The sequence below is a fragment of the Variovorax sp. GW821-FHT09D04 genome (assembly GCF_059416405.1).
On sequence record NZ_JBWKPA010000002.1, the window covers coordinates 685,031 to 702,091 of the forward strand.

Here is a 17,061-nt window from a genome sequence, read left to right on the forward strand (position 1 = left end):
GGTTCACCAAGGGGGCGCCTGCAAGCGCCCCCTTTTTTTTGACTCCTCCTACTGCTTGCGCTGCACGAACAGGTTGCGCTTGGCGTCCTCCGGGTACGCGAAGCTGATCTGCCCGTTGCGCACCACGCCCATCACCAGCATGTTGGGCGACAGCGCGTCCTTGTCGTTTTCCGAGAACGACTTGTCGTAGGTCGTGACCACGCCGTAGTAGGGCCGCTTGGGCTGCTCGAGCGCGGCCTTGATGAACGGGCCTTCGAGCTTGCCGCTGGGCACGTTGAACATCGCGTGGGCCAGCAGGTAGGTGGCGTCGTAGGCCTGCGCGGCGGCCATCGGCACCGGGATGCGCTTGGTGTTGAATTTGCGCGCGTAGTTGGAGAGAAACGACGAGCGGCGCTCGTTGCTCGGCTCGGCGATGAAGCTCTGCGCCATCAGCGCGCCCTCGGAGGCTTCGCGGGCGCCCTCGATGAAGGACGGAAAGGACAGCGTCCAGGCCCCGACCTGCGGCACCTTCCAGCCGATGGCCTGCCGGCTGCGCGCGATCACGGCGTTCTCGGGGCCCACGGTGTAGCTGAAGATGACGTCCGCGCCGGCCGCCTTGGCCTCCGACAACTCTTTCGTCAGGTCTTTCACGCCGAGCGGAAAGCGGCCCACGTACACGGGCTTGAGGTGCTTGGCCGCCAGCGCCTTCTCGACATCCTTGGCGCCCGCCTCGCCGTAGCCGGTGCTGTCGTGCAACACGGCGACCCGTTTCCAGCCGCGCACCAGCAGGTCGTCGACCACGAAGGGCGCCTGGATGCTGTCCTTGGGCGAGGTGCGAAATACATAGCTCGTGGCCGGCGGATAGGTCGAAGTCAATGGCGATCCGGTGGCGCAGGGCACGATCAGCGGCAATTTCGCGTCATTGAAAACGGCCAATGAATTCATCGCCACGCCGGTGTTGCAGAAGCCGATGGTCGCGACCACTTTTTCATTGACGAGGGCCTGGGATTGCGAGCGGCCGGTGTCCGGATTGGCCTGGTCGTCCTTGATCACCAGTTCGAGCGAGCGGCCCAGATACCCGCCCACGGCATTGATTTCGTCGACGGCCATCTTCACGCCGTTGAGCATGGGCAGGCCGAAGTCGGCCGACGGCCCGGTGAAAGGGCCGATGACGCCGATGCGGATCGGCACCGGCTGCTCTGCGCTTGCCTGGGCGGCCAGTCCCAAACCCATCAGCAAAAAAATGAATCGGCGATTTGGATGAAGCATTTGGTTTGCGCGCTTTGAAAGGAAGCGCCGAGCCTAATTTCTTTGCGCGCCCTCCAATAGCTAGGGAATGCCCAGTCAATTGCGCACCAATTCCGTCTTTTGTTGCTAATTCAGCACAGGCCGCGGGGCTGGCGACGGACCGAAACGCGCTCGCTCGCAGCGCGTCCGCGAGCCCCGTCTCAGGGTTTCCGATGAAAGACACCCGAAAAGTGGAACTGACGCCCGTCACACGGTCGTCACCAGCTATGAAAACAATAGCATTCACCTGCGCAACGCAGAAGCTTCCTCGTAAACGCTATATCTAGCCCGACTCTTGCTAAGCAAAATTCCTGACGGATTTCCTGTCACGCAAGATCGAGGACACACAGAGCAATGAACCCCAAGCGTTTCCAACAGCCCGTGGCTGCACTGGTTCTGGGCGCCGCATCGGTCGCCGCGGCCTTCCTCGTGGCCGTGTCGCCGGCCCATGCGTTCTCGAACCCGCCGATCCAGGTCGCGCAGGGCATCGAATACATGTGCGGCGGTGCCGCCAAGGGCGAGGCTGCCTTCATGGAAATGGTGGCGCCGCGCTGGGCCGCCGCCATCGACTTGCGCGTGAACGACGGCAAGGGCGCGCAGCAGGCCGGCTTCCCGGCCAAGGCCTCGATCCAGGTGCGCCAGAAGTACACAGGCCAGACGGTGATGCAAGTGCAGACCCAGGCGCCTTACATGCTCGCGCGGCTCGAACCGGGCGCCTATGACGTCGACGTGACGCTGGGCGGGCTCACGCTCACGCAGCAACTGGTCGTGATCGCGGGCATTCCGGCGCGCGCCTCGTTCGTCTGGCCGTCGAACTTCGACATGGCCTCGGTCGCGCCACCGCTGCCCCAGGCGCTGGCACAAACCGCCGCGCGCTGACCCGACGCGGGCCGCTGCGGCCCGCGCGCAGTTAAGTCTTCCTTAAGTCGTGCCCGGCACAGTGCCTTCCTGCGTGGCGTGTCGCCACCACCGCCCGGAAAGGAAGGCTCCGATGTCTCTCACCACCAATCCCCTGTTTCTGTTCTCGCACGCCCGGCCTGTGGCCGCGGCGGCTGGCGCCGCCTTGCTGGTGCTGCTCGGCGGCGCGCTCTCGGCGCAGCCGGCCCAGGCCGCGATGAACCCGCCCATCCACATGGCGCACGGCGTCGAATACATGAGCGGCGGCATCGGCCAGGACGAGGCGCAACTGATGGAAACCGTGTCGCCGCGCTGGCCCGCGAGCTTCGAATTCGCGATCAAGGACGGCCGCCGCGCCGACTTCGCGGCCGGCGTCCACGTCACCGTGCGCGACAGCCACGGCACGGCGCTGCTCGACAACGTGGTCTCGGGCGGTCCGTTCATGGTGGCGCGGCTCGAGCCCGGCCGCTATGAAGTGGAGGCTCGCATCGGCGGCCAGACGCTGAAGCAAACGCTGCTGGTGTCGCCCGGTGCGCCGGCCAAGGCGCTCTTCGAATGGCCGGCGGGCACCGACATGGCGTCGGCCGGCACGCGCGCGGTGCGGTAAGCACGGCGCCGCCGCGCCGCAGCCGACACCGAAACGTCACGCCCGCGACGCCCCAACGCCCGCTATCCGGTTGCCCTGCGCTATAGAAAAAATAGCGACCCTGGCAGCTTTCGACGCCTTGAATGCGCGGCATGCGCCTTGCAGATGACGTGTCCCGGGCGATGCCCGCGTTCCCCCAGTCCTCATGCCGATCCGTCCCCTGAGCGTCCTGACCGCGCTGCTGCACGTCTACATCGCGCTGCGCCTGCTGCCTGCGCTGGCGTCGCTCACGCCTGCGTGGCCGCTCGCGCTCGTGCTGCTGGCGGTATCGGCGGTCACGATGCCGCTGCCCTTCGTGTCGCGCAGCCACCGCGCCGACCGCAAGGCGAAGCCGGCGGGCGAGACGCTGCACTGGATCGGCCTGATCAGCATGGGCTGGTTCTCCTCGCTGTTCGTGCTCACGCTGGTGCGCGACCTCGGCCTGCTGCTGGCCTGGCTGGCCAGCGCTATCGGCGGCCTGCAGGTGCCCTGGGACCGGGTGACGCCCTGGAGCGCGCTGTCGGTGCTGGCGCTGGCCACGGGCGTGTCGCTGATCGGCTTCGTCAACGCGCGCCGCACGGCCGGCGTGAAGCAGGTCGATGTGCCGATTCGCGGCCTGCCCGCGGCGCTGGCCGGCTTCACGATCGCCCAGCTCAGCGACATCCACGTGGGCCCGACGATCCGCAACGGCTACATCCAGCGCATCGTCGACGCGGTGAACCGGCTCGGCGCCGACGCCATCGCGATCACCGGCGACCTGGTCGACGGCAGCGTGCCCGAGCTGCGCGATCACATCGCGCCGCTGGCGGGTCTGCGCGCGCGCCACGGCACTTTCGTGGTCACGGGCAACCACGAGTACTACGCGGGCGCGCACGCCTGGATCGACGAGCTGCGCCGCCTCGGCCTGAAGGTGCTACTCAATGAACACGTGGTGCTGCAGACGCGCAACGTGCGCGGCGCGCAGACCGACGAAGAGCTGTTCGAGAGCGCGCTGGTGCTGGCCGGCGTGACCGACTTCACCGCCGGCCACTTCGACGCCGCGCACGCGAGCGACCCGCACCTGGCGCTGTACGACGCACCGCCGCTGGTGCACACGCGCGTGCTGCTGGCGCACCAGCCGCGCAGCGCGCCGGTGGCGGCCGCGGCCGGCTACCAGCTGCAGCTGTCGGGCCATACGCACGGCGGCCAGTTCTTTCCGTGGAATCTGTTCGTGCCGATGCAGCAGCCGTTCACGGCCGGCCTGCACCGGCTGCACGACATGTGGATCTACGTGAGCCGGGGCACCGGCTACTGGGGGCCGCCGAAGCGTTTCGGCGCGCCGTCGGAAATCACGCTGGTGACGCTGGTCCCGGCGCAACCCTGAAACGCAGCGGCGTCAGGCCTGCAGTTCGGCCAGCAGTCGCCGCGCGTTCGACGTGGCGGCCGCGTGGATCGGCTTGAGGCCTTCGCGCGCAATGCGCACCGCCACCCCCGTGAGCTGACCCGCCGTGCTGGCACCGCGCGCCGTGGCCTGCACGAGCGCATCGCCGTGCGTGGCCGCCTGCGCCGGCGTGAAGCTGCCGGCCAGCGAGAAGAGCGCCGTGGCGCCCTGCAGCCACTGCTGCCATGCACGCTGGGCCAGCGAGGCCTGGCTGCTGTGCCACTGCCTGGCCATCGCCAGGCCCGATTCGCTGGCTGCCGCGAGCTTTTCGTGGCCCATCAACTGGAATTCCGCAAGGTCGGCCGCGCTGGGCGTGAGCCCTGCTTTGGCGATGCGCTCGGTGCGCATGCGGATCACCGTGCCGGACGACAGCAGGGTCTCGTGGGTCTTGAGGGCCAGGTCGACCCATTGCATCAGCGGGCTGGCCACGCGGGCGGTGGTACTGAAGGACGACATGGGAAGAGGGCGCGTAGGGGAACAGAGGGCCACTATAGGCCTGCAAAGTGAAAATTGTTGCAGTGCAACAATTCCTGACCGTCATTTCACCGATCGATTGCTTTCTGCGGGCAATATTTAACGTTTGTTGTGGTTGTTGCCGGCATCTGCGCGCAAGCGCCGCGCACGCGCCTCGGTGACGAGGTAAGCAACGAGCGCCACGGCCAGCGGCAGCAGGTAGTACAGCGCGCGGTAGGCCAGCAGCGCCCCCAGCAGCCGGGTGCTAGGCACCTCGTGCGCGAGCAGCGCGACGAACACGGCCTCCAGCACGCCGAGCCCCGCCGGCACGTGCGTGACCACGCCCGCCACGGCCGCGACCAGCAGCACCGCGAGCACCTGCGGATATCCGACCTCGCCCTGCAGCAGCACCCAGATCACGCCGCCGATGAGCGACCAGTTGACGCACGACATCGCCAGCTGCAGCAAGGCCATCGGCAAGCTCGGCGTGCGCAGCGCATGGCCGCGCACGCGCCAGACGTGGCCATCGGAGAACGCGCACAGCGCCAGGTAGGCCAGCGACACCATGAGCAGCACCGCGCCGAGCATGCGCAGGCCACCGCCGTCGATCTTCCAGTCGGGCGGCAGCGCCATCGGCCAGAAGCAGAACGCGGCGCCGGCCACCACGAGGTAGCCGAGCCAGTTGGTCAGCATGCTGAAGCCCAGCACGCGCGTGATGGTCTCGTTGCCCAGCCCCAGGCGCGAGTACAGCCGGTAGCGGAAGGCCACGCCGCCCACCAGCGAGCCGAAGTTGAGGTTGAAGGCGTAGCTGATGAAGGTCACGCCGACCACGGTGCCCGCGCCGAGCCGGTGCTTCGTGAGGTGGCGCCCGAGCAGGTCGTAAGTGCTGTAGAGCCCGAAGCTGGCGGCGGCCAGCGCGCCGGCCGCGAGCAGCGTGGCGCCCGGCAATGCGCGCAGTGCGGCGAACACCTCGGCCCAGTCGATGGTGCGCGCCTGCTTCAGCAGCAGCCAGGCGATGGCGCCGAAGAAGGCCCAGATCGCCACGCGCCGCGCCCACGGCCACCAGGGCCGGTGCGTGAGGGCGAGGGATGCGCTCATGCCGTCTCCGTGCGCGCCGTGCCCTCGTCGCCGCGCTTCTTCTGCTGCGCCATGAGGTCGGTCGCCTCGGCCGGCGTCAGGCGCGGCGCATGGCGCGGCAGGCGGTTCAGCCACGACGGGTACCAGCGCAAGAAGTGGAAGACGAAGAAGCTGCGCACCAGCCGCCAGCCGCTCCATTCGCTGGCCAGATCGTGCGTGCCGATCTGCTTGCAGCTGTGCTGCATGAGATGGTCCATGCGCTCCCACAGCACCTTGTTGAACGCGGTGTCGCGCACGACCACGTTGGCCTCGAGATTGAGCGAGAGGCTCAGCGGGTCGAGGTTGCTCGAGCCCACCGTGCTCCAGCGGTCGTCCATGAGCGCGACCTTGCCGTGCAGCGGGCGGTCGCAGTACTCGTAGATGCGCACGCCCGCGTGCAGCAGGTGGTGGTACAGCATGCCGGCGGCCGTCTTCACGATGGGCATGTCGGGCTCGCCCTGCAGGATGAGCCGCACGTCGACGCCGCGCCGCGCCGCGCGCCGCAGCTCCTTGATGAGCCGGTAGCCCGGAAAGAAGTACGCGTTGGCGATCACGATGCGCTCGCGCGCGGCGCGGATCGCGGCGCGGTAGTGGCGCTCGATGTCGTTGGTGTGGCGGCGGTTGTCGCGCGTGACAAAGATCGCGTCGGCCTCGCCCGCCGCGGCCTGCAGCTGCGACGCAGGCGGTGCCTGTTTCAGCCTTCGCCGGAACCAGCCCACGCCCTTGCCGCCGACCGCGATGGCGCGCAGCACGAACTGGTGGATCTCGGCCACGATCGGCCCCGCCAGTTCGACCGCGTAGTCCTGCTTGGCCTTGGGGCCGAAGTCGAGCAGGTGGTCCTCGGAGTAGTTGATGCCGCCCACGAAGGCGCGTTCGCCGTCGACCACCACGATCTTGCGGTGCATGCGGCGGAACACGTTGAGCCGCTGGCCCAGGAAGCGCTGGCCGGGGTCGAACACGCGCACCTTGACGCCGGCCGTGGCCAGGCTCTCGAGGTACGCGTGCGAGAGGTCGGGCGAGCCGAAGCCGTCGATCATCAGGTCGACCTTCACGCCGCGCTGCGCCGCCGCGCGCATGGCCGCGTGCAGCGCCAGGCCCACCTTGTCCTCGAACAGGATGAAGGTCTCGATGATCACTTCGCGCCGCGCCGCGCCAATCGCCTCGAACACACGCGGAAAGAATTCCTCGCCGTTCTCCAGCAGGTCGATGCGGTTGCCGCCGGTCCAGTGGCCGGCGCGCTCGGGGGTGTCGCGCATGGGGACCTCGCTGCTCACAGGTCGATGTCCGCCACCAGCGGGGCATGGTCCGACAGGTGCGACCACGGCCGGCGCGGCAGCACCACGGGCGCGTGCGCGCCCGCGTTGCGCACGTAGATGCGGTCCAGCGGCAGCAGCGGCAGGCGCGCCGGGAAGGTGCGCGCGGCGCGGCCGTGGGCATGCACGAACACCTCGCGCAGCGACGCGCCTTCGGCCAGCACGTCGTGCGCGCGGGCGCGCCAGTCGTTGAAGTCACCCGCGACGATCAGCGGCGCGTCGGCCGGCACCTCGTCGCGCACGATGTGGCACAGCAGTTCCAACTGCTGCTGGCGGTGCGCCTCGGCCAGCCCGAGGTGCGCGCAGATCGCATGCACGTCGACCGTGCGCCCGGGCAGGCGCAGCACGCAGTGCAGCAGGCCGCGTTTCTCGGGGCCGCTCACCGACACGTCGTGGTTGCGGAAATGCACGATCGGAAACTTCGACAACACGGCGTTGCCGTGGTGCCCCTTCGGATACACCGCGTTGCGCCCGTAGGCGAACTGCGGCCACATGGTGTCGGCCAGGAATTCGTAGTGCGGCGCCTCCGGCCAGTTGTTCACCGTGCGCGAATGGCGCGCGTGCGTGCCCATCACCTCCTGCAAAAACACCACGTCGGCGCCCACGGTGCGCACCGCGTCGCGCAGCTCCGGAAGGATGAAGCGACGGTTCAGCGCCGTGAAGCCCTTGTGGGTGTTCACGGTCATGACCTTGAGCGAGGCCGGTGCGGCGGCGACAGCGGCCTCGGGCAGCGGGGAAGTGATGGGGGAGGACATCGGTGTTCCCGTTGTACGTGGCCGCGCCCGCGCCGACTGTAGGAACGCGCCACCTTCTTCGCGTGCCTTTCACGCAAGGGCGGCGGGCTCCTACAGGCAGGCCTGCCACACCCCCACACAGCGCCCGAAACGAGGCTCCTACGGTGGTTTCAAAGCCGATGCCAACGCGCTCGCGCTTTATGCCTTTTTCCATCTGCAAAGGAGCTTTCCATGATGACCACCCTGCAACGCCTGACGATCCCCACCGCGCTGCTCGCCGCCCTGCTGGGCGCGGGCGTCGCCCAGGCCCAGAAACCGGCGCCCGTCGAACCGATGGCGGGCGACAGCTCGATGCCCGTCTCGCGCGAAGCCGTGAAGGCCGAGGCCCGCGCGCAGAACCGCAACAACGCCAACAGCGTGGTACCCAAGGGCGAAGCCAGCACCACCGTGAACCACCAGCCCAACGCGATGCCATCGCCCACCGGCGAGCGCTCGCGCGCCGAGGTGCGCGCCGAGACGCAGCACGTGAAGCCGCGCTTCGGCCAGCCGGGCGAACGCCCGGCGGTGCCGACCAACCCGACCGAGAAGACGGGCACGCCGCAGTAACACCGCGCGCCCACGAAAAAGCCCGCGATGCTTCGCGCATCGCGGGCTTTTTTCTGCCCTTTCCTGGAGGCCGGCTCCCTTCAGCCGGCCGCCCGGTCGTCAGCTCTTGGCAGGCGCTGCACCATGGTGGCCTTCATGCCCACCGCGATGGAAGCGATGGCCGTGGCCTGCGAACTTCGCGGTCTCGGCATCGAAGGTCTTCTGCTGCTCGGGCGTCAGCGCGGCGTAGAAGGTCTTGGTCGCTTCGGCGCGCTTGGCGAACCGGGCGCTGCGCTCGGCCTGGCGGGCCTGCATGTGCTCCAGGCGCTGCGGCGTGGTCAGCTTGGCGAACTCGGCGCGGTCCATGCGCTGCGGGCGGGCAGCACCGGCCGGCGGCTGGCTGGCCTCGGTGAAGCTGCTCCACGCGCCTTCCTGGGCGCTGGTGAGCTTGAGCTTGTCCTTCAGCGCGGCCAGGCGCTTGGCACGGTGCTCCTTCATGCGCTCCATGCGCTGGGCCGGGTCCATGCGCTTGTGCTGCGCCTTGGGTGCGGCGGTGGCATCGGCGGGGGCCGTGGCAGCCGTGGGTGCGGCGGTCGACGGCGTGGTGGCAGCCGGCGCCTGAGCGAAGGCACCCGAAGAGGCGAGGGCGGCCGAACCCAGCAGGCTGGCCCAGACGATGCGTTGGCGAAGAGAGATCATGAGAGTCGCTTCCTTTCGAAGAAGTCCGCCACCAAAGGGCAGCGGGTGAGACGAAGTGTGGAGCGCCTCTGTAACGCGTCCGTGAGCCGAACGTGAGCGTGCGTAAAGAAGCATGAACCGCAGCGCGGTCCTGCCGCCTGCAGCGTGACTTATTTGGGCCGGGGCGCCTTCAGCCCGCGGTCGGGCGCTTGCAGCTTGCCGGCGCGCAGCGCGGCCACCGCGAGCACCACGGCGCGCGCGACGTTGCGCACCTCTTCCTGCACGTCGGCATCGGCGTCCAGCGCCTCGTGGCTGGTGGCGTAGGGCGCGTAGTAGCCGATGTAGCGATCGAGCCGCGCCTGCGCGCCGGCGTCGACCAGGCCCATCCAGTCGAGCCAGTCCGTGAGGTTGCGGCGCAGGCCCTCGGGGCCGGCCACGTCGCCATGCACCACCACGCCGTAGACGCGGCCTTCCAGGTGCTTGGGGTAGCCCCAGCCTTCGAGCTCCAGGGCCTTGGCCTCGTCGGGCTTCTTGCCGTGCGTGCTGGTGGGGTCGGGATTGCCGCCGTCCGCGCACACGAGGCGGTCGATCATGAGCTTCAGCGGGCTCGCGGCCTGGTACCAGTGCGTGGGCGTGAGCACGATCACGCCGTGCGCGGCCACCCAGCGTTCGTAGATCTCGTTCATCCAGTCGCCGGTCTGGCGCAGCGCGTGGTTGGGGTAGCAGCTGCACGGCCAGTGGCACAGCGGCATCGCGGTCGAGACGCAGCCCTTGCACGGGTGAATGTGGCGGCCGTAGTCCGACGTGAGCCGGCTCAGGTCGAGCACGTCGACCTCGATGCCGCCGCCTTCGAGCACCTCGCGCGCGCACTGCGTGAGGCGCCAGGTCTTGGAGATTTCGCCGGGGCAGGTGCCGTCGTTGCGCGGCGAGCCGTTGACGAGCAGCACGCGCGAGCGCGTCTCGGGCCGGCCCCACGCGTCCTGCGCCGCGTCGATGCGCGCTCGGGCGTCGAGCCAGTCGACCGAGAGCTCGTAGTCGGGGTCGGCATAGCCCGGCCCGGCGCGGCGCGTCACGGGCGCCTTGCGGCCTTCGTCGTAGGCTTGCCAGGCGATGTCTTCCAGGCGCCGCAGCGCCTCGGTCTCGGCCCGGAACGCCGGGTCGTGGAAGCTCTGCATGAAGCGGTCGTGGAACTCGGCGCGCTGCAGCATCGGCGGCGCCTGTCCCTTGCGTATCGTGGGAGGCATGACCGCAATCTAGGCCGCGCACCGGCCGGCGCGAACCGCACGCGACGCCGACTTGCGGTAGGCGAGCGACTACAGAGGCTTCGGGCTCAGCCGAGCTTGCCGTTCTGGAAGTCGTGCACCGCCTGCTTGATCTGCTCGGGCGTGTTCATCACGAAAGGCCCGTACTGCGCAATCGGCTCGTTCAGCGGACGGCCCGCGATGAGCAACGCGCGCGCCGGGCTGTGGTTGCTGGCGCCGGCGCGCAGCACCGTGCCGTCGCTGCCGGGGTCGTTCGCCAGGATGGCCATGCGCCGCGTCGGCACCTCGCTGCCCGCGATCCACAGCGATTCGCGGAACACGTAGACCAGCGCGTTGTGGTCAGGCGGCAGCGGCTGCGCGAACTCGGCGCCGGGCGGCAGCGTGATGTCCAGGTACAGCGGGTGGGTGTGCGCGCGCTGCTCCGCGCCCACGACGCCGTGGCTGGTGCCGGCGATCACGCGCACGTGCGCGCCGCTGGCGGTGGTGAACTCGGGGATCTCGCTGCTGCGGATGTCGCGGTACCAGGGCTCGCGCATCTTGTCCTTGGCGGGCAGGTTGAGCCAGAGTTGAAAGCCTTCCATCAGGCCTTCTTCCTGCTCGGGCAGCTCGCTGTGCACGAGGCCGCGGCCGGCCGTCATCCACTGCACGCCGCCGTTCTCGAGCAGGCCTTCGTGGCCCGCGCTGTCGCGGTGGCGCATGCGCCCAGCGATCATGTAGGTGACCGTCTCGAAGCCCCGGTGCGGGTGGTTCGGAAAGCCGCCGATGTAGTCGCCCGGGTTGTCGCTGCCGAAGGCATCGAGCATCAGGTAGGGGTCGAGCCGCTTCTGCAGCGGCTGCTGCAGCACGCGGGTGAGTTTGACGCCGTCGCCGTCACTGGTGGAAACACCGGCCACGATGTGGTCGATGCCGCGCGGGGTGGCGACGGGATCGGTGGGGTGGTGGTGGGCATGAACGTTCGTCATGCCGCCCATGGTGGCACCAAAGCCCCGACCGCGCCACCGGTGGGGGTGCCCGCCGCCCGGAGCCGTTCAGCTCAGCGCGGCCACTGCTGGCGCTGCCAGTAGCAGTACTGCCAGCGCGTCTCGAAGCCCGCGCGGCGGTACAGCGCCAGCGCCGGCTGGTTCTGCGCATCGACCTGCAGGAACACCCGTTCGACGCCGCGCGCCAGCGCCGCCTGCGCCAGGCCGGCGAGCACGCGCCCGGCCAGGCCGCGCCCGCGCTGCGACTGTTCGGTGCGCATGCCGTGCACGCTGGCCCAGCCGTGGCCGAAGGCCATGGCGCCGGCCGCCACGGTGGCGCCGTTTTCGCGCACGCTGGCAAAGAGCGAGCCCGTGGCGCGCGACAGCGAACGCACGCGGTGCACGCCGTCGACCGGGTCGAAGCCTTCGCCCAGGAACAGCGCGGCCCAGTCCGGATCGGGCGTCGCGTCGACGTCGGCCAGCCGCACGTCCGCCGCGACGAGGTCGCGCATGCGCCGCGCCGAGCCGGTCTGCACGCAGGTCGGGCTGTCGGCCATGTAGTGCCGGCGCGCGAGTTCGGCGCGCAGCGTGTCGAAGCAGGCGGCGTCGGCCAGCCGCAGCGCGGGCGCGACCTGGCGGCTGTCGCAGCGGTCTTCGATGCGGTCGAGCGTGGCGGCTTCCACCGGGTCGCGGTGCAGCGGCACGGCCGAGCGGGCGCGCTTGACGGTGCCGCGGTCGAAGGGCAGCAGCCAGCCGTCGAGTTCCTCGCAGGCCTCGGGCGCCACCGCCGCGACAGTGGCACGTTCGATGGCCTCGATGTCGTGAGGGCCAATGCTCATTGCACGGCTTCCGGCGGCGCGTATTTGGCCGCGGCCACGCTCTTGAGCAGCGCCTCGCGCTGGTTGCGGCTGATGCCGCGCACGCTCTCGGCCACCCACTTGGTGCGGTCGGCGTCGATGTGGCCGTCGCGTCGCCATTGCTCGAGCACGGCCTGCGGCTTGTGCAGCATGGCCGCAAGCCAGACGGCCTGCGCCGGTTCGAGCGTGCGCGCGCTGCGCTTGAAGTAGCGCCGCGCCGCGGCCTCGCCGCCGCAGAGGTTGCCGCCCCAGGGCGCGTTGTCGAGGTACAGCTGCAGGATGCGGGCCTTGCCCAGCGTCTGCTCCATCTCGACCGCATAGAGCAGCTCGCGCAGCTTGCGCTCGGCCGTGCGGTCGCTGCCGGTGACCAGCAGCTTGGCCAGCTGCTGCGTGAGCGTGCTGCCCCCGCGCCGGGTCTGGCCGGGCTTCTGGTTGTGGTCGATCGAGGCGAGGATCTCGGTCAGGTCGTAGCCGGCGTGGCTGAAGAAGCGCTGGTCTTCCGCCGCGATGACGGCGCGCGCCAGCCAGCTGTCATTGGCCAGCTTGGCCGACGGGCCGCAGCTGGTGCGCGCGCCCAGCATGGCCTCGGTGCCCAGCCCTTCGACCGTGAACTGGCCGATGGCCGGCTGCACCGCGAAGGTGGCGTCGGGCAGCAGCAGCTGCGCCTGCACCGCCAGCGTGCCGCCGATGCGGGCGCGTTGCAGCTCGGGCAGCGCCGGCACCAGCACGGCATACCAGCGGGCGATGGGCGCGTCCTGCACGCGAACGTCGAGCTGCAGGTTCTTCGGCGCGAGGCGGCCGGTCCAGGTGCCCTGCAGCAGGGCGTTGCTGTCGGCCGCCTGGGGCGTGGCCTCGAAGGTGCCGGCCAGCGTGTTGCCGTCGCGCCGCACGGTGGCCACCAGCCGCTCGACCTTGATGGGCTGCGTGCCGAGCGCAGGCACGTCGGCGCTGCACGGCGCGCAGCGCATCTGCTGCTGGCCGGTTTTCTCGTCCCAGGTGAAATGCACGGTGCCGAAGCGGGTGTCGAGCGCGTGGCCGTTCAGCCGCGGCGCGAACCAGGACGAGGTGGCCAGGCGCACCGCGGTGGGCACGCCGATCTCGAACGAGAGCGGGCCGGCCTTTACCGTGGTGCTCCATTCGCCCGCCGCCGGCGCAAGGGCGATCTTGGCGATCAGGAAGATGGCCACCAGGGCGGTCAGGACGAGGGCCAGCAGCCCGAAAAGCACGAATCGCAGGGTCTTCTTCACAAACACGTTCTCATCACATCGGTCTTGCCACGGTGACAGCTTGCCACGGACCGTGCGACTGGCCGCTGGCCGCCGCCCAGTACCAAGCCGAAGTGTCGGTGAAAGCCGTGCCTTGGGCGTCGACGATGCGCTCGCAGACGCGGAAATTTGCCGTACCGTGCCGTTGCGCCACAAAACAGCGCCACATCCGCGCCTGCGCGTCGCGTTCCAGCCGCGCCTGCTCGATGCGGTAGCCCAGCGCGCGGTAGCAGTCGGCGGCCGGATGCAGCATGCGCGTGGGCCGGTTCACGGCGCGCATCACCAGCGTCTGCTGGCCGTCGGTCATGCGGCCGATGGCGCCCGGGAAGCGATCGGCAAAGCGCTGCTCGACCTCGCTCAGCGCCAGCGGGCGCAGCGGCACGCCGTCCCACTGGCTGGGCCATTCGTGGGCGCCCACCGCGTCGGCTTCGGCCACCGGCGCGCGCAGCGCCGCCGCGGCCGACCAGAGCACGCACAGCAGCATCGCCAGCGCGAAGGCGCTCTTGTGGCCCACGCGGTTGATGAAATGGTTGGCGAACCAGCACTCAACGAACGGTATCGACACGGCGGCCTCCTTCGGCGGTGATCAGGCCCGGCAGCGGGCGGTCGAGTTCGATGCGCGGCGCGGCGCGCGCCGGCACCATCAGGCGCGCGATGGCGCCGCACACCACGGCCAGCAGCACCAGCCCCAGCGCGTTGTGCGCCCAGGGCGCGAGCGCATGGCCGGCGCCTTCGCAGGCGATCAGCACGCTGTTGCGCACGATGTTGCCGGCCAGCACCAGCAGGCCGACGGCCGGCAGGCGGCGCAGGAAGGCGCGGTCGCTGCGCCGCGCCCACAGCGCGACCGCGCAGGCCGTGAAGTAGCCCAGCCACACCATCTGCACGCCCGAGCAGGGCGCGTCGACGATCACCAGGCGCCCGTCGACCATCAGCGTCGCGCCTTCGCGCGCCACCTCGAAGCCGGGCGCGAGCAGCCAGCGGCTGGCCTCGGCCGTCACCACGCGCAGCGGGTAGCCGGCGTAGAACTGCAGCGACGACAGCAACGGCAGCGCCAGCACCGACAGCCCGGCCACCGGCAGCGCCGCCACGCCGCGCGGCACGAAGGCCAGCAGCCCGGCCGCGAGCGACAGCACCGCCACCAGGCCCGAGGCCAGCGGCGGCAGCGCGGGCAGGCCACCGAGCCCCGTGCGCAGCAGCGTGGCGAGCACGGTGCCGGCGCCGGCCAGCGCCAGCCAGCCCAGGCGCGGCGAGGCGCGCAGCTCGCGCCGGCACTGCCAGGCGAGCGCCGCCAGGGCGACCAGCGCCACGAGGCCCAGCGGATCGTCGGAACCGTCCTGCAGGCGTCGCGCCATCCAGGCCCAGGTGGGTGCGAGCGCGGCGCACTGCAGCGCGAGCCAGCCGAAGGCCGGCGTGCGGTCGATGCGGATGGCCCAGTCCACGACGCGCGGATGTTGGTGGGCCAGGGTTGCCAGAGACATGGTCGTGCGTCCTGTTCAGGCGGTGAAGCGGCGCGGGTCGTTGCGGCGCGCGCGGCGGCGCAGCATGGCCAGCATCGACAGCACGACGGCGATCGCGCCCAGCGTTTCCGGCTCCGGCGTGCTCGGCACCTCGGCGCCCAGCGCCAGGTCGCTCACGCCCTGCGGCATCGGCAGCGGCTGGTTCACGTCCACGCTGTTCTGCGGCGCGACGTTGCGCACCACCTTGTCCACCGCGATGAAGCTGGTGTACTGCGTGAGCAGGCTGTACTTCAGGCCCAGCTCGGTGATGCGGTCCTTGAAGGCGGCGCTGCCTTCGAGCGCTTCCTGGTCGCTCAGGCTCTGGATGCGGTGGCGTGCCCACAGCGTGCGCAGCGCGGCGGTGTCCTGGCGCGTCTGCGGCGTGATGCGCACTTCCTCGCGGTAGGGGCCGGTGGCGGCCTGGCCTTCGATGATCACGCGGCCCTTGGGCTCACCGCGCCACTTGCCGAACACGATCACCGGGCGCTCGCCCAGCACGTCGGGCAGCGCCTGCGGCTCCACGTCGTACACGTCCAGGCCGCCGAAGGTGGCCTTCACGTTGGTGAGCACGGGCGACTCCACCATGCGGCGAAAGCGCGCGGCCTGCTCGGGTGCCTGCACCGGGTCGGTGATGATGAAGGGCTCGCCCATGCCGGCGCGCGCGATGCCTTCCATGAGGCTGCGGTTCACCGACGAGCCGATGCCGAAGGCGAACACGTTGGCCTTGGAGAGGTTGTTGCGCACCAGCTCGAAGGCCTCGCGCTCGACCGTCACGTAGCCGTCGGTCACCACCACCACGGTGCGCGACACGTTCGCGGCCTTGGGTTCGGCGTACACGCGCTTGAGCGCGGGGATCAGCTCGGTGCTGCCGCTGCCGCTGTAGTTCTTGATGGTGGCGAGCGCCTGTTCGATGTTGGCGCGCGTGGCCGGCACCGACTGCGGCGACAGCATCTTGTTGCTGCCCGAGAACAGCAGCACGTTGAAGGTGTCGCTGGGGCGCAGGCCGCCGATCAGGCGTTCCAGCACGGTCTTGGCGGTGTCCAGCGGAAAGCCGTGCATCGAACCCGAGATGTCGACCACGAAGATGTAGTCGCGCGGCGAGATGGCGCTGGCGGTCACGGCCTTGGGCGGCTCGACCATGGCGAGGAAGAAGTTTTCTGCGTTCTCTCCCTGGCCCTTGTAGAGCATGAGGCCCGATTCGATCTTTTCACCCGCCAGGCGGTAGTCGAGCACGAAGTCGCGGTTGTCGGCGGGGCGGCCGTCGGCGCTGAGCGCGATGTCGGCGTGCTGGTCTTCGTCGCGCTTCTTCACGTCGATGGTGTGCGTGGCGGAGCGGATTTCCTTCAGGCCCATCGGCGTGTCGATGCTTGCCGTGAGCTTGAAGCTGGTGCTCGGTGCCACGCCGGCGCGCAGCGTGGGCTGCGCCGGCCATGAGGCCTTGGCGTTCTCCGACTGCGGCGAGTTGTAGCGCGGCCCGACCACGGTCGGGAACACGAACTGGTAGTTGCCCGACTGCGGCACCAGCAGCTCGGTGTAGCGCAGCTCCACCTTCACGTCGTCGCCCGGCAGGATGTTGGCGACGTTCATCTGGAACACGTTGGGCAGGTGCTGCTCGAGCAGCGCGGCGGTCTTGCCTTCCTTCTTGGCGGTGTCGTATTCGATCTTGGCCTGCTGCTTCTCGCGGATCTGCGCCGTGATCAGGCGGTCGGCCAGGCGCACGTTGAGGCCGCTCACCGCCGCCTTGGTGGAACCGGGGAACACGTACTTCGCCTCGATGGCGCGCTGGCCTTCGTTGCGGTAGGTCTGGGTGACCGTGACGTCGGCGATCACACCCGAAATCTTGACCGAGACCTCGGTGCCCTTCAGCGGCAGGCGGTCGACCGAGGGGTCATCGCTCTTGACGAAGAAATACGGGCTCTCGGTCTTCAGGCGCGGACCGGCGGGCGCTTCCTGCGCGTGGACCGGGCGGGCGCCCATGGCGATGAAACCCACGGTGGCCAGGCTCACGGTGGCGAGCCAGAGCCAACGGCCGGGGCGTGGGGTGGTGGGGGTGTCCATGGCGGGTGTCCTTCTGCGTGCGAACTTGCACAGCCCTCACTGTCGTGAGCGTGCGAGAAGGCAGTTGGAAGGCGCGT

The 17,061-nt window shown here is 69.8% G+C and carries 17 protein-coding genes; 4 read left to right on the plus strand and 13 right to left on the minus strand.

Features of this window, described 5'->3' with window-relative positions; translation table 11 throughout:
• Positions 1-48: 48 nt before the first annotated feature.
• On the minus strand, positions 49-1,212 hold the full coding sequence (locus AC07O4_RS09425; protein WP_495304360.1) for an ABC transporter substrate-binding protein: 1,164 nt from the start codon (positions 1,210-1,212) through the stop codon (positions 49-51).
• A gap of 435 nt (positions 1,213-1,647) precedes the next feature.
• Here AC07O4_RS09425 and AC07O4_RS09430 point away from each other — a divergent pair, with 435 nt between their 5' ends.
• From AC07O4_RS09430 to AC07O4_RS09440, 3 genes are all read left to right on the plus strand, one after another.
• Positions 1,648-2,145 carry a hypothetical protein gene (locus tag AC07O4_RS09430; protein ID WP_495304361.1) on the plus strand — a complete coding sequence of 166 codons (498 nt, stop codon included), beginning with the start codon at positions 1,648-1,650 and terminating at the stop codon, positions 2,143-2,145.
• A 112-nt stretch (positions 2,146-2,257) separates the two neighbouring features.
• Positions 2,258-2,770, plus strand: a complete 513-nt coding sequence (locus tag AC07O4_RS09435) for a hypothetical protein (protein ID WP_492742954.1) — start codon at positions 2,258-2,260, stop codon at positions 2,768-2,770.
• Positions 2,771-2,954: 184 nt separating this feature from the next.
• The gene (locus AC07O4_RS09440) at positions 2,955-4,151 is read left to right on the plus strand and encodes a metallophosphoesterase (RefSeq protein ID WP_495304362.1); all 1,197 of its coding nucleotides are present in this window, start codon (positions 2,955-2,957) and stop codon (positions 4,149-4,151) included.
• A gap of 12 nt (positions 4,152-4,163) precedes the next feature.
• On the opposite strand, the gene AC07O4_RS09445 is transcribed toward AC07O4_RS09440, so the two are convergent.
• The 4 genes from AC07O4_RS09445 to AC07O4_RS09460 all read right to left on the minus strand — a co-directional run bounded on the left by AC07O4_RS09445 (position 4,164) and on the right by AC07O4_RS09460 (position 7,845).
• On the minus strand, positions 4,164-4,664 hold the full coding sequence (locus tag AC07O4_RS09445; protein WP_307695328.1) for a polyhydroxyalkanoate granule-associated phasin: 501 nt from the start codon (positions 4,662-4,664) through the stop codon (positions 4,164-4,166).
• 117 nt (positions 4,665-4,781) lie between these two features.
• The gene (locus tag AC07O4_RS09450) at positions 4,782-5,759 is read right to left on the minus strand and encodes a lysylphosphatidylglycerol synthase domain-containing protein (protein ID WP_495304363.1); all 978 of its coding nucleotides are present in this window, start codon (positions 5,757-5,759) and stop codon (positions 4,782-4,784) included.
• Positions 5,756-7,033 (minus strand): cardiolipin synthase ClsB, encoded by a 1,278-nt coding sequence (gene clsB, locus AC07O4_RS09455; protein ID WP_095948531.1) that lies wholly within the window; start codon positions 7,031-7,033, stop codon positions 5,756-5,758. Before clsB ends, AC07O4_RS09450 begins: the two co-directional genes overlap by 4 nt.
• Positions 7,034-7,047: 14 nt before the next feature.
• Positions 7,048-7,845: an endonuclease/exonuclease/phosphatase family protein gene (locus AC07O4_RS09460; RefSeq protein WP_062480435.1), complete on the minus strand. Its 798-nt coding sequence runs from the start codon at positions 7,843-7,845 to the stop codon at positions 7,048-7,050.
• A 210-nt stretch (positions 7,846-8,055) separates the two neighbouring features.
• Between AC07O4_RS09460 and AC07O4_RS09465 the strand changes: the two genes are divergently transcribed.
• Positions 8,056-8,430 (plus strand): serine/threonine protein kinase, encoded by a 375-nt coding sequence (locus tag AC07O4_RS09465; RefSeq protein WP_240531255.1) that lies wholly within the window; start codon positions 8,056-8,058, stop codon positions 8,428-8,430.
• Positions 8,431-8,529: 99 nt separating this feature from the next.
• Here AC07O4_RS09465 and AC07O4_RS09470 read toward each other — a convergent pair whose 3' ends face one another.
• From AC07O4_RS09470 to AC07O4_RS09505, 8 genes are all read right to left on the minus strand, one after another.
• Positions 8,530-9,108, minus strand: coding sequence for a Spy/CpxP family protein refolding chaperone (locus AC07O4_RS09470; protein WP_369630747.1), 579 nt, complete (start codon positions 9,106-9,108; stop codon positions 8,530-8,532).
• Between the two features lie 149 nt (positions 9,109-9,257).
• Positions 9,258-10,331, minus strand: coding sequence for a flavodoxin family protein (locus AC07O4_RS09475; protein ID WP_062480439.1), 1,074 nt, complete (start codon positions 10,329-10,331; stop codon positions 9,258-9,260).
• 86 nt (positions 10,332-10,417) lie between these two features.
• A complete protein-coding gene (locus AC07O4_RS09480; RefSeq protein WP_062480448.1) occupies positions 10,418-11,311 on the minus strand; it encodes a pirin family protein in 894 nt (297 codons plus the stop codon).
• A gap of 71 nt (positions 11,312-11,382) precedes the next feature.
• The gene (locus AC07O4_RS09485; RefSeq protein ID WP_495304364.1) at positions 11,383-12,147 is read right to left on the minus strand and encodes a GNAT family N-acetyltransferase; all 765 of its coding nucleotides are present in this window, start codon (positions 12,145-12,147) and stop codon (positions 11,383-11,385) included.
• Positions 12,144-13,412 carry a biosynthetic peptidoglycan transglycosylase gene (locus AC07O4_RS09490; protein ID WP_495304365.1) on the minus strand — a complete coding sequence of 423 codons (1,269 nt, stop codon included), beginning with the start codon at positions 13,410-13,412 and terminating at the stop codon, positions 12,144-12,146. The genes AC07O4_RS09485 and AC07O4_RS09490 overlap by 4 nt, the downstream gene beginning before the upstream one ends.
• 13 nt (positions 13,413-13,425) lie before the next feature.
• Positions 13,426-13,995: a hypothetical protein gene (locus AC07O4_RS09495; RefSeq protein WP_495304366.1), complete on the minus strand. Its 570-nt coding sequence runs from the start codon at positions 13,993-13,995 to the stop codon at positions 13,426-13,428.
• Entirely contained in the window at positions 13,976-14,908 is a 933-nt protein-coding gene (gene xrtQ, locus AC07O4_RS09500) for an exosortase Q (RefSeq protein WP_495304367.1), read from the minus strand. Before xrtQ ends, AC07O4_RS09495 begins: the two co-directional genes overlap by 20 nt.
• Positions 14,909-14,923: 15 nt before the next feature.
• Positions 14,924-16,984, minus strand: coding sequence for a VIT and vWA domain-containing protein (locus tag AC07O4_RS09505; RefSeq protein ID WP_495304368.1), 2,061 nt, complete (start codon positions 16,982-16,984; stop codon positions 14,924-14,926).
• Between the last annotated feature and the right edge of the window lie 77 nt (positions 16,985-17,061).